10 protein-coding genes and 1 pseudogene are annotated in these 13,007 nt (G+C 53.6%); 4 read left to right on the plus strand and 7 right to left on the minus strand.

Features of this window, described 5'->3' with window-relative positions; all coding sequences use genetic code 11:
- Positions 1-4: 4 nt before the first annotated feature.
- The 3 genes from fabZ (at position 5) to ACZ5BW_RS03555 (ending at position 1,804) form a co-directional block, all read left to right on the plus strand.
- Positions 5-445, plus strand: a complete 441-nt coding sequence (gene fabZ / locus ACZ5BW_RS03545; protein WP_464542591.1) for a 3-hydroxyacyl-ACP dehydratase FabZ — start codon at positions 5-7, stop codon at positions 443-445.
- Positions 446-476: 31 nt separating this feature from the next.
- Positions 477-1,127 carry a ribonuclease HII gene (gene rnhB / locus ACZ5BW_RS03550; RefSeq protein WP_464542593.1) on the plus strand — a complete coding sequence of 217 codons (651 nt, stop codon included), beginning with the start codon at positions 477-479 and terminating at the stop codon, positions 1,125-1,127.
- 182 nt (positions 1,128-1,309) lie between these two features.
- Entirely contained in the window at positions 1,310-1,804 is a 495-nt protein-coding gene (locus ACZ5BW_RS03555) for an FKBP-type peptidyl-prolyl cis-trans isomerase (protein ID WP_464542595.1), read from the plus strand.
- 51 nt (positions 1,805-1,855) lie between these two features.
- On the opposite strand, the gene mutS is transcribed toward ACZ5BW_RS03555, so the two are convergent.
- From mutS to ACZ5BW_RS03590, 7 genes are all read right to left on the minus strand, one after another.
- On the minus strand, positions 1,856-4,525 hold the full coding sequence (gene mutS / locus ACZ5BW_RS03560) for a DNA mismatch repair protein MutS (protein ID WP_464542597.1): 2,670 nt from the start codon (positions 4,523-4,525) through the stop codon (positions 1,856-1,858).
- A gap of 161 nt (positions 4,526-4,686) precedes the next feature.
- Entirely contained in the window at positions 4,687-5,598 is a 912-nt protein-coding gene (locus tag ACZ5BW_RS03565) for a BsuBI/PstI family type II restriction endonuclease (RefSeq protein WP_464574184.1), read from the minus strand.
- Positions 5,520-6,971, minus strand: coding sequence for an Eco57I restriction-modification methylase domain-containing protein (locus tag ACZ5BW_RS03570; protein ID WP_464542601.1), 1,452 nt, complete (start codon positions 6,969-6,971; stop codon positions 5,520-5,522). Before ACZ5BW_RS03570 ends, ACZ5BW_RS03565 begins: the two co-directional genes overlap by 79 nt.
- Positions 6,972-7,129: 158 nt before the next feature.
- Positions 7,130-7,552, minus strand: coding sequence for a type II toxin-antitoxin system VapC family toxin (locus ACZ5BW_RS03575; protein WP_464542603.1), 423 nt, complete (start codon positions 7,550-7,552; stop codon positions 7,130-7,132).
- Positions 7,542-7,841, minus strand: coding sequence for a hypothetical protein (locus tag ACZ5BW_RS03580; RefSeq protein ID WP_464542605.1), 300 nt, complete (start codon positions 7,839-7,841; stop codon positions 7,542-7,544). The genes ACZ5BW_RS03575 and ACZ5BW_RS03580 overlap by 11 nt, the downstream gene beginning before the upstream one ends.
- A 139-nt stretch (positions 7,842-7,980) precedes the next feature.
- Complete coding sequence (locus ACZ5BW_RS03585; RefSeq protein ID WP_464542607.1) at positions 7,981-10,683, minus strand: MGH1-like glycoside hydrolase domain-containing protein; 2,703 nt, start codon at positions 10,681-10,683, stop codon at positions 7,981-7,983.
- A 154-nt stretch (positions 10,684-10,837) separates the two neighbouring features.
- Entirely contained in the window at positions 10,838-11,659 is an 822-nt protein-coding gene (locus ACZ5BW_RS03590; protein WP_464542609.1) for an inositol monophosphatase family protein, read from the minus strand.
- Between the two features lie 63 nt (positions 11,660-11,722).
- Here ACZ5BW_RS03590 and ACZ5BW_RS03595 point away from each other — a divergent pair.
- Positions 11,723-12,445 (plus strand): annotated as a pseudogene (locus ACZ5BW_RS03595) (RNA methyltransferase); the annotation flags it as partial.
- Between the last annotated feature and the right edge of the window lie 562 nt (positions 12,446-13,007).

Here is a 13,007-nt window from a genome sequence, read left to right on the forward strand (position 1 = left end):
GCTAATGGACATCCATGAAATTCTGAAGTACCTTCCTCACCGTTATCCCCTGCTCCTCGTCGATCGTGTTCTCGCTTTCGAACCGGGAAAGAGTCTTACCGCGCTCAAGAATGTAACGATCAACGAACCTTTTTTTACAGGACACTTTCCTCATCATCCCGTCATGCCAGGGGTATTGGTGATCGAAGCGCTGGCGCAGGCGGCTGCTCTTCTGACGCTCAAGACAGCCAATGTGGAAGCGGACGAGAATTCCGTCTATTATTTCGTCGGCATCGATAATGCACGCTTCAAGCGGCCGGTGGAACCAGGCGATCAGTTGATACTCAAGGCTACAGTTCTGAGGGAGAGGATCGGAATCTGGAAATATGCAGCACGGGCGGAAGTGGACGGCCGCGTTGTTGCCGAGGCCGAACTGATGTGTACCGTCAGGCCAAAAGAGACCTGAAATACTTCCGGAAGAGCACGGGAGTTAACCCATGTGCAGCGATGAATACCATTGGGTCTGCGGTGTGGATGAGGCAGGCAGGGGGCCGCTGGCAGGACCGGTGTTTGCCGCCTGTGTGATACTCGATCCAGCTTCTCCTATAGAGGGTCTGGCAGATTCGAAAACGCTTACCGAGGGAAAGCGCAACAGCCTGACCCTTGCCATAAAGGCGCATTCGATTGCCTGGGCTATCGGGTCCGCATCCGTCAGGGAAATCGACCGGCTGAATATACTGCAAGCAAGCCTGCTGGCGATGAAACGCGCGATCGAAAAATTGCAGGTGACGCCAGCACGGGTATTGGTGGATGGAAACCACAGTCCCCGCCTGAAGTTTCCCGTGACTACCATCGTGAGGGGCGACAGCCTGGTGCCGGAAATTTCCGCTGCCTCGATTCTTGCCAAGACCGCTCGTGATGCCGAGATGAGGGCCTTACACCGGCGTTTTCCCCGTTATGGCTTCGATCAGCATAAAGGATATTCCACGGAGCAGCATCTTGCCGCGCTGAAAGTTCACGGTGTCTCCATTGTGCACCGCCTCAGCTTTGCGCCGGTAAGGGAACTCATGGCAAATGAAGAAAACCCGGAATCAGGAATAAATCCTGCCCTGAATCATGCTTCTGTCAGGTCGATTAACACTGCTTGACCCGTCTCCATTTCGGTTGACCGGGGCGGGTTCACAAAAAAGCCGTATTCCATTTCAGGATTGCGAGTGCAATAATGAATGATTCTCGATGAAGGCAGCGAGCCCAAGAGAGCATGGGCTCGTAGCATTTTTATCATTTCCTGAGGAAATTCCTGATAACCTAACCCTGCAGGCTCAACGATATGCGAATTGAAAAAGGCACCGTGGTATCGCTCAACTATATTTTGTCTGATTCAACCGGTGAAATTCTGGAGAAATCCAATTTTCCTGTAAGCTACCTCCACGGTGGTTACAATGATGAAATGTTTCCGAAGGTGGAAGAAGAGTTGAATCACAAAGAAGCAGGGCACCGTTGCCTGGTCGTGATGGAACCGGAGGATGCCTTTGGTGAATATGACAGCGAACTCGTGCGGGTCGAGGCGCGCAGCCGCTTTCCCGAGGATGTCGTGGTGGGCATGAAATTCGAAGGGGGCGAGGAAGAGTCGGACAATGTCCGGATATATACAGTGACTGACATTGCCGAAGACAAGGTCGTGGTGGATGGCAATCATCCTTTGGCAGGACAGTCGGTTCGATTTGAATGCCAGGTAACCGATGTGCGTCCCGCTACTGCCGAAGAACTGGCTCATGGCCATGCACATGGTCCGCATGGTCATGGCCATGGGCATGAGCACTAAGATGCGGGCCCACTACCGGTAAAGCCATCGGTAGAGAAAGGAAAGTCGAAGCTATTCTTTTTCTGCTGCCTTCTTCAAGGCGTAGAGCTGATCCAGGGCCTGTTTCGGGCTCAAGTCGTCGGGCACGATAGCGTGTAACAGTGCAAGCACAGGATGCTCCGGCGGGCCGTCATTTTTATCAACGGAACCTTCCGGCATCCTGTCCTGCTTCCAGAAGGGGTCGTCCCCGGAGAACAAGTCTCCTTGCGGTTGATTGCTCAACGCCTCCTGTTCAAGTTTCAGCAGGTATCTTCTCGCTGTTCTTATTACCGGGTCAGGCACCCCGGCCAACGCGGCCACCTGGAGGCCGTAGCTCTGGCTGGCAGGACCTTCGTTGACGGCGTGCAGGAACACGATATGATGTTTGTGCTCCACGGCGCGCAGGTGCACATTGGCGACCTGCGCAAACTCCTCCGCAAGCCGCGTCAATTCGAAATAATGCGTGGCGAATAACGTGTAGCTCCGGCTCTTTTCCAGCAGATAACGGGCAATTGCGAAAGCGAGCGCCAGTCCATCGAACGTAGAGGTTCCCCGGCCCACTTCATCCATCAGCACCAGGCTTTGCGCGGTGGCGTTGTGCAGGATATTCGCCGCCTCGGTCATTTCCATCATGAAGGTGGAGCGTCCTCCAGCGAGATCATCGGATGCGCCGATTCGTGTGAAAAGCTGGTCCAGCGGCCCGATGAGCGCGCTGTGCGCCGGAACAAAGCTGCCGCAATGGGCGAGCAGCGCAATCAGGGCAACCTGGCGCATATAGGTGGATTTCCCCCCCATATTGGGTCCTGTAATGACGAGCATCTGCCGCCTGTCACGTTCGCTGCTGCCAAGCCGGACATCATTGGCGATGAAGCTGTCCACCTGTTTTTCAACTACCGGATGCCGACCTGCCTGGATTTCGATAACGCTGTCACTAGTGAAAATGGGCAGGGTGTAGTCAAGTGCCAGTGCGCGTTCGGCAAAGGTCGCAAGGACATCCAGTTCGGCAACGCTGCGCGCAACCTGTTGCAGATGGTCGATATACTGTGAAAGTATATCCAACAGCTCGCCGTACAGCAATTTCTCCCGCTCCAGTGCCCCGCTCTGTGCAGAAAGCGCCTTTTCCTCGAAAGCTTTGAGCTCAGGCGTAATATAACGCTCGGCATTCTTCAGCGTCTGCCTGCGACGATAATCGTCGGGGATTTTCTCGGTGTGGGCATGCGTCACTTCAATATAAAAACCGTGCAGGCGGTTGTATTCCACCTTGAGATTCGCAATACCGGTACGGGTCTTTTCCCGGATTTCGAGTTGCAGCAGGAACTCGTCGCAATTATTGTGTATCGCGCGCAGCTCATCCAGCTCGGCGTCATAGCCATCGGCAATCACGCCTCCGGTACGCAGCATCACCTCCGGTTCTTCCTTCAGCGATTTCTCCAGCAGCGCAACGAGAGCATTGTCTGGCGCCATCAAGTGGATGAGCGCCGCGACATGCGCGTTCACGTCACTGCTGTTACTGCTGTCACTGCCTGTAGTGGCAGTACCGGCAATGGCGTTGTTGACTGCGGGCAGCCGTTTCAGGCTGTCGCGCAGCCCGGATAAGTCCCGTGGCTTTGCCGATTTCAGTGCGATACGAGCAGTAATGCGCTCGATATCCGTCACGCGCTTCAAGCAATCGCGCACCGAAAGATAAGGTCCGATTCCCGCCTCACCCGCTAGAAAGGATACGCCCTCCAGCCGATTCTGGATCAGCCCGCGGTCGCGAAGCGGATGATGCAGCCAGTGCCGCAGCAGCCGACTGCCCATATTGGTCGAACAGGTGTCCAGCAGGGACAATAAAGTGGGCGACGCTTCGCCTCGTATGGTTTCGGAAATCTCCAGGTTGCGGCGGGTGGCGGCATCCATGCGCAGATAGGTATCCTCCCGCTCAACCCGCAACCCCTTGACATGGGCTATGCTGGCGCCCTGTGTCAGCCGGGCATAATCGAGCAACGCGCTTGCGGCGCCGAGAGAAACATCCAGATCCTCGCAGCCGAAACCGGAAAGGTCATGTGTTCCGAACTGCCGGGAGAGATTGCGCACAGCCGCCCCGGTGTCGAACTGCCATGCCGGCAAATGCTTCACGCATAACTTCTCCTGCATCACCCTTTCGTTGATCCCGGCAAGATTCGGTGATTCCGGCAAAAGAATCTCGGCGGGCTTCAGGCGTTCGAGTTCGGCTGCGAGATTGTTCACCGAAGTCTCCATTACAGAAAATTGCCCCGCCGCAAGATTGAGCCACGCCAATCCCACGGTGGATTCATGCACGAGCAAGGCAAGCAGGACGTTGTCGCGCTTGTCTTCCAGGAGTGCGGCATCGGTCAGGGTACCGGGGGTGACGATGCGCGTCACTTGGCGTTCTACCGGTCCTTTCGAAGTGGCAGGATCACCCACCTGTTCGCAGATCACGACCGGTTCGCCAAGCTTGACGAGCTTTGCCAGATACTGCTCCGCTGCATGGTAAGGCACGCCCGCCATCTTGATCGGCTCTCCCGCCGAGGTGCCGCGACGGGTCAGGGTGATGTCGAGCAGCTTCGCCGCTTTTTCCGCGTCCTCAAAGAACAGCTCGTAGAAATCCCCCATACGGTAAAACATCAGCATATCGGGATGCTGTGCCTTGATGCGCAGGTATTGCTGCATCATGGGAGTGTGTTGAGTCAAGTTTTCCATTTATTCCGCGTGGTAAAAAACGATTCAACGCCGCCTCATCCAATTTTTTTATTCGAATTCTGCCTGTAGCAACTACTGCTCAGTTCTTTTCTACAGGTATAACTACATTCCAGAATTGGAGGAATTTCGCAAGCAGGCGCTCGATAACCGCTGGCCGTGGGTCAGTACGGTCCCAAGAATCGAGAACCGTTGAAGTGGATCATATGAGAAGGTGCATCGGCAACCCATACCTCCGTCTCCCATGAGATGACGTCCAAGTATTTGTTCATCATTCTCCGATTGGCAAAGGCCGATACATAGACTAACCCTGCGGTATATTTGCCAAACACATGAACCAGCTCGGCATGTCGTTTGCCATCAATCGGGCCATGACTGGTTACAGACTCGATTAGCAGTAACCAATTGCGGATGAGGCAGTAGATGACAACATCGGGCATTTTGCCATGCTCATCTATCAAGGTTCCCAGGGTTGCAAGCAACTCCTGATCAAAAAACGCCCACTTGTTTCCAGTGTCCCCGACATAGACCAGCTGTCCGTCGGGAACGTATCGAGGCCCAAAATCCTCGATGACATTTTTTATTAATTGACTATGTTCACCGCTGGATAGCTTAATTTCTTGTCCCGCGGAAATTTGAACCGGGATCATTCGCATTGCCCTGGCTTTTGCATACCGTTCGATAAGTACTTCTCGGTTTGCTAACCATTCCGTCAGAAACATGCGATATTTATCGGTACCATAAGCCCGTAGTACTGACAGGAGACTTGGTTCGATCTGATAAACGGCGTGAGGAGAATTTACTGCTCGGTCCGGCTTGTCGGGATTGTAGAGTGCAATCCCGGCAGCAACCATTTGATGCATTGACTGGCGGCGGAAAGTCTCTCGGGTGTTAGGGGCATATGCCCGACCATAGTGATCTCGGGACCAATCCATGATAGGAGTAATTCCGATGAGCGGTGCCTCGGCTTCATGCCAACGTTTATTAGCACTCAAGTTCAGAAGTGCGAGCAAAGAAAGAGCAGTGCGTTCGTTTTGTTGCTGGCTGGGCAGCCCGAGATCAGTAATGACTTGCAAAGCCTCGCGAAGTCGAGTCGCCTTGGTAACCACTTTGTTTCTCTGGCCCCCTTGATCATGGCGTCAATTTCAGATTGACTTAGATTTTTGATCATCGCTATGCGACCAAACTCCCGAAGTTGCTGGCGAGAGGGATATCGCATGTTCCGAAGGTCAGTAGCATTAACTTGAGTATGACCTGAAAATACCCGGAAATGATTATCTACGACGGTCGAATTCAGAAATGTGGCCAGACCATAAGCTGTCTCCCGATCTAGACCATGTTTGCCGGAGTGGAAGATATTCAAATGGTTTTCGAACCCGACCAATTTGCATGGCAGTGTTTCCGCGTCAAACACAGACGCAACTACTCTCTTCTTTTCCTCTTTGGATGAAAAACGCTTTGTCACCACATAGCAGCCGGATACCATCAACCAACGACGGGTTTTATCATTGATAAGGATAGCCGAGGGTTTTTTGTGGGCTCTTGGATAGCGAACTATACCGTCCGAAAAATGGTGCGCATATAATAATGGAGCAGCACCCTCGCACAATTCGGTTCGGCAGTATTCTCGTAAACGAAAATCCACTACAGGTCCCGTACAGATATCGATTCCAATCTCGTTCACTGAATGAGCAAACAAGGGTGAATGCGTTTCCTCTTTGCCAGCAACTGCCGGGATATGAATATAGCTTTCGCTATCGTCTGGTTTTACAATCTGATTGAAAGATAAAACGCTTTCATCGTAGTCGATCAGACTTCCATCATGGCTTTCGGAAATAACAACATCACCCTGTATCTTGTTGCGGACAAGCTTGATGATAACGTTCTCTTGCAGAATATCGTCGTCCCGGAACGCCTTCTTGCGTGATTCAAAAATATGGATATGATCGATCGCACACTTCGATAGCATTAATTTTCGAAAAGGCCGGTAGTAAGTACCATTACAGAAAGAGCGGGGAATAATTGCCACGATTTCGCCGCCGTTCTCCATCAGCAGGATCGTCAAGGCCAGAAAAGCTGTGTAGAGATTGACTGTTTCGATACCGAGTTCTTTGAGTAATGCGCGGTGCGCGCTATTGCTGTTAATCTTTTTGTAGGGTGGATTCAGGATTGCATGACTAAATCGGGCACCTAATCCAAACTGAATATTGTTTGTTGCATCCTCAATAAAATCCTTACCGTGAATCGTAGCATTAGCGTCAGACAATAAATCGATGAGGTAACCACGAAGCGTTGGATCAATTTCCCAAGCTTCTATGTGGCTTTTAGGGAAGCGATTGAGGAATGCCATAGATAGAGATCCTACTCCAGCCCCCGCATCTAATAGCGTCACAGGAGTTCGCTCGGAAAACAGAGACGCCATAAAACAAGCGATTGCCCAAGGTGTCATAAATTGTCCAAGGGTAGAGCGAGTCAATGGATCAAGCTGAGCGGATACAGCGAGTCGAATCTGTTCTATGGATTGGTTAGGATGCATTCCTTAATTATCGCATTCATTACTGAAATTTTTTTATTGTGGATTTTTATCGTGAGATCTCCTGGTCGCTTTCACGCACCCTTAAAACAGTCCCCAGGCATATGCGCGGTCACAGCTATTGGAACACGTTGTAGCATTTCAAGGTCGAGAGTGATGAGCACCCCGTCGCGTTGCAACGCAAGCGCCACATAGACTGCATCCGCGCCACGCAGGCGCTGCTCAGTCGCTATCGTGGTAGCACGCCGCGCAATGGAGGAGTCAAGAGGTACGCTTTCCAGCCATGCTTGCTTGTTTAGAAAAGCAACTGCTATTCTGGCCAGCTCGCTATTACCGGTTTTACGAGCAATCGCCCCTGCAATTTCGGGCCACGCCAATAGTGGTATAGCGGCTTGCTGGTTACGCTGCACAAGGGTGTGTAATAATGAGGCGCTTTCTTCGTGGTGACGGTCATTCTTCAGTAGGGCAGCTACCCATACTGAGGCGTCAATGACCATCGACGTCCGTACCAAGTTCGCGTCGTTGCTCCCGTATCGCTGCTGCGGCATCCTGTGGGCCCTGCCATGCTTCCGATATTTGTGCGGCAAGTGTGGCGAGTTCCTGGCTGAATGCATCCGCTGGGTTCGATCCTGTGGGTTCTCGGCGGACCGGTTGAACATCGGTGGGATTTTGCAGCGAGGTCATGATGGATTGGGTGATAAATTGCTTCATACTCTGCCCGCGTAGGGCAGCTACTGCTTTTGCTTTCCGGAATAACTCGTCAGGTATCTCTATGGTGGTTTTCATTTTTCACCCATAAATATGGGAAATCATATATGATGGTAAGCTATTTTCCGTTCTTGTTCCAGAGACGGAAACTACAGATCGGCAATTTCAAGCTGAGCCACAGCCGAAATTTCCTCTGCCACAATGATATTGACTCTTGTCATTGACCCGTTCTTTCCTCCGCTTGTCTCTTCCAAAACTCCGGAATCCCCTTCCGATAGCGCCGCATTACCAGGTTCGCCACTAGGCCGGTCCAGCCGGTCTGGTGAGCGGCGCCTAAACCCCGCCCGGTTTCACCGTGAAAATACTCATGGAACAGCAGCAGGTCGCGCCAGTGAGGATCTGTCTGATGCGGGCTCTTTTCGGGGAAGGCCGGGATTAGGCCGGATTCATCGCGGCGGAAAATATCCACCAGCCGTTCCGCTAATAGGTTGGCAGCGTATTTGAGGTTGATTTCGTAATGATTCAGGCAGGGGGCAGGAAAAGTAAAGGCATCGCCGAGGTAGCGATGCATCTTTTCGATGGTTTGAATGAGCAGATAGTTGGTCTGCATCCACACCGGTCCGCGCCAGTTCGAGTTGCCTCCGAACAGGGGGGAGTCGGATTCGCCAGGAACATATCGGATGACAGCATCGCCGACGCCCGGGATATGGCCGAGGTTTCCTTGCGTGGCATGGCGCTTGGAGACGCTGCGCACCCCGTGTGGGGAAAGGAACTCTTCTTCATCAAAAATCCGGGGCAATATCTTGACGAACATCGCGGGGGTCACCAGGGATAGCAGATGCTCCCCCCGTTCGTTGGTGTCGACGGGACAGGCGCATATCACGCTTCCATCGAACATTCCACCCTTGTGTTCCCATAGCAGTGCATTGAAACGTTTGCGGTTAGCAAGCAGGCGTGCATCCACGACCTCGCACGCAAACAGCGGAATGATGCCCACCCAGGAGAAAACGTCGATGCGGTGTGTGCTTCCGTCCGGCTCTACGACAAGATCCTTGAAGAAGCCGTCGATGTCGTCCCACAGGGAAACGCCAGCTCCGGTATGTCCGGCAATCGTATTGGCAATTGCCAGGAACTGGCTATAGGATTGGACAGCGATATTCTCATAGGCTGGGTCTTCCACTGCAATTTCCAGTGCCATGACAGTCAGTTGCAGGGAAAACATCGCCATCCAGCCGGTTGCATCAGCCTGTTTGAGTGTGTAACCCGGCGGGAGCGGCTCGGAGCGATTGTATACCGAGATATTGTCTAGTCCGAGGAACCCTCCCTCGAATACATTTGTGCCTGTTGAATCCTTGAGATTGATCCACCAGGTATGATTCAGCAAAAGCTTGTGCAGCACGCGTTTAAGGAAACCGATGTCACCCCTGCCGCGCTGCACCCGCTCGGCCCGGAATACCTTGAGCGCGCCCATTGCGTGCACCGGCGGGTTCACATCGCTGAATGTCCATTCATATGCCGGGATTTGCCCGTTGGGATGCAGGTAGTTTTCATTCAGCAGCAGTTCGATCTGTTCCTTGGCAAAATCCACGTCGATGAGCGCCAGCGTAGGGCAGTGAAACGCGAGATCCCAGGCGGCAAACCAGGGATATTCCCAAGTGTCCGGCATGGAAATGACATGGCTCGCTTTGAGATGGGACCAGGCGTGGTTGCGCACCTGCCGCCTCGATGCCAGCGGTGTTGCCTGGTCACCTTTCAGCCAGTCGGATACATCGTAGTGATAGAATTGCTTGGTCCATATCATGCCCGCCAGTGCCTGCCGCAGGATGCGCTGATCCTCGGCGGGCGCGTCGTCTGTCAGGAACGTATGGAAAAAAGCATCCGCTTCCGTACGGCGTTGGGCAAAAATCCTGTCCTGATTTTCGAACGGATGAAGATTGGATTCAGCCGTGAGCACCAGCTCGATCATGCCTGTCTTGCCGGGCGGGATTGCGAGCTTATGCGCTGCGCCGAATTTTGTTCCCTTTTTTGCGGGATTTACAGCGGACTGCTCACCCTGCACGAGATAACGGTGAAAGGCATCTTTGACGTAAGGTTCGGCGTTGGGCACGCCCCATAACCTGGTATTGTTGGTTTCATTCTCCGTATAGAGAAGATCGGCTTGCTGCCGGCCGTAGAGATAATAGTTTCCCAGCGCGGGATGCTCTGCCATCACCGCCCAGGTGGCATTCCTAGGCGCGGAGGCTGCGTGCAGGAGAGGTTTTACCTCATCTTTTCCCGACCAGGACCAGTAATTGCGAAACCACAGTTGCGGCACCAGCCACAGTAAAGCTTCCTCTTTCCCGCGGTTGCTTGCAACTACGCGGATGTGCAGTTCATGCGGGGACGCCTTGGCGTAGAAGACTTCCACATCCCAATACCGGTCTTCCGAGAAAACGCCGCTGTTAATCAGGTTGAACGGAGGCTCTGCGCGCGAACGGCCGGCGTTTTCCTCGATCAGCCGCGTATAGGGGAATGGGGATTGCGGGTATTTGTAGAGGTAATGGAGCCACGCGTGAGAAGGCGTTGCGTCGAGGTAGAAATAGCATTCCTTTACGTCTTCTCCCCGGTTGCCCTGGTTTCCCGTGAGACCGAAGGCGCGCTCCTTGAGGATGGCATCCCTGCCGTTCCAGAGCGCCAGTGAGAAACAGAGATGCTGCGCCTCGTCCGAGATACCGCCCAGCCCATCCTCATTCCAGCGATAAGCGCGCGAACGCGCCTGGTCATGGTCGAAATATTCCCAGGGCGTCCCATCCGGGCTGTAGTCCTCCCGCACGGTACCCCATGCGCGTTCTGAAAGATAAGGTCCCCACAAACGCCAGGCTTCCCGGCCCTGCCGCTGGTTTTCCAATCGCTGCCGTTCGGCATCCGCTGAGATGGACATGACGTTATTTATCCGGTTGTTTCACACGCCTTCCTCGGATTGCCTATCTTCCTTTGGCTGCCTATCAGGATTGACATCAGGATTGACGCCGGGCGGGCCGCTCCAGGAAAACGGAGATTACCGCTTCCATCCTTTTCATGGGCTCCCGCATGCATCATCCCATGCCTTGAGCCGTCTTCAGTTCCAGTGTCAGGTGCGGGGCAATGACCTGCAACAGTTGGCCGAAGACTTTCGGATTACCCGCAACCACGTTGCCGCTTTTCAGATAGGTATCGTTTCCTTCCATGTCTCCCACCAGTCCGCCTGCCTCGGTAATGAGCAGGCAGCCAGCCGCCATATCCCAGGCTGACAGCCCGAACTCCCAGAAGCCATCGTATCGTCCTGCCGCGACATAGGCCAGGTCGAGCGCGGCGGAGCCGGGGCGCCGGATCCCCGCCACCCGGGGCATGATATCCTTGAATATGGCAAGGTAGGCCTCGGCATGCGTGAATTCGCGAAACGGGAAGCCCGTGCCGATCAGGCAGTCGCCAAGCTTGGTGCGCTTGCTCACGCGCAAGCGATGGTCATTGAGATAGGCGCCTGCCCCACGGCTTGCGGTGAATAATTCGTTGGCTGCCGGGTTATAGACCACTGCCTGCGACAAGACGTTTTTATGCATCAATCCGATCGAAACCGAGTAATGCGGGAAACCATGAAGAAAATTGGTGGTGCCGTCCAGGGGGTCGATGATCCACTGATATTCAGACTTGCCCGGATCACCTTGGGCACCGCTTTCTTCTGCTAGAATGGAATGGCCGGGATAGGCATCGAGCAGCGTCTCGATAATCGCGTTTTCTGCAGCCCCGTCTACTTCGCTGACAAAATCATTATGCGCCTTGCGCGAAACATTCAGTAAATCCAGGTTCTGTGCAGCACGATTGATGATGCCGCCTGCGCGGCGCGCGGCCCTTACCGCGATGGTGAGCATGGGATGCATTTGTCGGGATTCAAAATAAAGTGAATCGTGGATTTTAACCCAGATAATCCGTCAGGGCGCGAGATGCTCGATAAAGTCCGAATTGTCCTGAGCCATACCAGCCATCCCGGTAACATCGGGGGAGTGGCCCGGGCAATGAAGACCATGGGGCTGGAGTCGCTCTATCTTGTGAATCCCAGGTTTTTCCCTGACAAGGAAGCTGAAAGACGGGCCACTGGCGCATTGGATATCCTCCATAAGGCAGAAGTCTGCGGCACGCTCGATGAAGCGCTCAGCGGCACTGTTCTGGCAGCGGCTGTAACGGCCCGCCAACGCGATCTCTCCCACGAAGTTTTTGATGCCCGGCAAGGTGCGGCCAAACTGCTCGATCTTGCGCAAAAGGATTTCGTTGCACTGGTGTTTGGCACGGAAATGTCCGGCCTTACGACGCTTGAAGTCAGCAAGTGCCAGATCATCATCCATATTCCAGCCAACCCGGAATATTCCTCTCTCAATCTTGCCAGCGCTGTGCAGGTCATGGCGTACGAATTGCGCATGGCCTGCACGAGTTTGCTGGAAATCAAGCCTGTGTTGTCGACCCTGCGTGGCGGCGGAGCGGCAGCGACCTTTGATGAAATCGAATTGCTTTACGCTCACTTGGAGCAGGTCGCGATCAACAGTGGTTTTCTCGATCCCCGGGAGCCGAAACGGCTGATGCAGCGCATGCGAAGGCTATTTGCCCGAGCGCGCCTGGAAAAGGAAGAGGTCAATATATTGCGGGGGATACTGGGCGCCTGTGAGAAGCGGATGCAGGCGAACGCTGCTGCTTTCTCGCTTACCCCTGATACCCCTGATACCCCTGATACCCCTGATACCCCTGATACCCCTGATACCCCTGATACCCCTGATACCCCTGATACCCCTGATACCCCTGATACCCCTGATACCCCTGATACCCCTGATACCCCTGATACCCCTGATACCCCTGATACCCCTGATACCCCTGATACCCCTGATACCCCTGATACCCCTGATACCCCTGATACCCCTGATACCCCTGATACCCCTGATACCCCTGATACCCCTGATACCCCTGATGCAAACGAAATTGAATAATGACAGGAAGAGTTGACGGCAGTCAGGTTTAAACGAAAATAGCCGGACAAAATAGTTGACCATGACAAAGGGGATTTATATACTTGACCAATGTTGTCGGGTATTGGAATTGTTTACGTGAGGAAGGCGTTCGGAGGGAGCATCTGAATTCCAGATTGATGCGCAACGAGCGCTTTCGTTGAATTGAATCAGGAAGACTTGTTCGGAGCGCTTTGTTCCGGCAACTGTGCGGGATTTGTCGCCGATTATTTTG

The organism is Nitrosospira sp. TNL300 (assembly GCF_055385915.1).